The organism is Natronospira elongata (assembly GCF_034931365.1).
GTDB classification, from domain to species: domain Bacteria; phylum Pseudomonadota; class Gammaproteobacteria; order Natronospirales; family Natronospiraceae; genus Natronospira; species Natronospira elongata.
Window position 1 is genome coordinate 1 of the sequence record NZ_JAYGII010000099.1, and the last position, 1,042, is coordinate 1,042.

Genomic DNA, 1,042 nt, shown 5'->3' on the forward strand with positions numbered 1-1,042 from the left:
TAACGCACTGTTGCAGGGGCACTCGGCCGTCAGCACCGATGTCTGCGAACGCCTCGCCCAGTGCCTGAACGTTGGCTTCCTCCCACGGATCCCGGAACGCGGCACCGTGGGCGCCAGTGGTGACCTTACCCCCCTGGCCCATCTGGCCGGCGCCCTGATGGGCGAAGGCCGGGCACGTCTAGGGGACGGACCGGAACAAGCTGCATCCAGGATTCTTGCCGAACTCGGTTGGGCCCCTCTGGAGCCTGACGGCAAGAATGCGCTTGGCCTGGTCAACGGGACATCGGCGATGACAGGGATTGGCGCCCTGACTGCCATACGCGCTCAACGCGCCCTGGAATGGACCGCAACACTCGGGGTCAGCTACGCAGAAGTACTGAAAGGCAAGCTCGAAGCCTTCGATTCCAGCCTGGCCCAGGTCAGGGGCCATGGGGGCCAGGCCCGGATCCATCATTGGCTGCTGGAACTGGCGCGAGGAAGCCAACGGCTGGAAGCAGCCGTCGACTTGCCGCCCGTACTCGATCACCAGTCAATCGGCGTCAATCGGGACCAGCCCCTGCCGCAGGACCCCTACAGCATACGCTGCCTACCTCAGATCCTGGGCGCGGTAGACGAGGTTGTCCGCGACCATGCCCGCGTGGTGGAGAACGAACTCAACGCGGTCACGGACAATCCCATCTTCTTCCCCGATGAAGGCAAGGTCGTGCACGGTGGCAACTTCTATGGTCAACCGATTGCCTTCGCTTCAGACAGCCTGGCCCAGGCACTGATCAAGATGGCCGTACTCAGTGAACGCCGCATCGCCCGCATCACCGATCCCGGCCTCAACGGCGATTTGCCCGCCTTCTTGCAGGGGCGGGAAACCGGCCTGCACAGCGGTTTCATGGGGGCCCAGGTCACAGCCAGTGCAACGGTGGCCGAGATGCGGCAGATGGCCACCCCGGCCTCCATTCAATCTGTGCCCACCAACGCCAACAATCAGGATGTGGTTCCCATGGGTACTATCGGCGCGCGACGCACGGACCACCTGGCCGATCTTCTA

The 1,042-nt window shown here is 63.8% G+C and carries 1 protein-coding gene; it reads left to right on the forward strand.

Features of this window, described 5'->3' with window-relative positions; translation table 11 throughout:
• Positions 1 to 1,042: HAL/PAL/TAL family ammonia-lyase (locus VCB98_RS13915; RefSeq protein ID WP_346053561.1), on the forward strand; the 1,042-nt coding region annotated here is incomplete at both ends.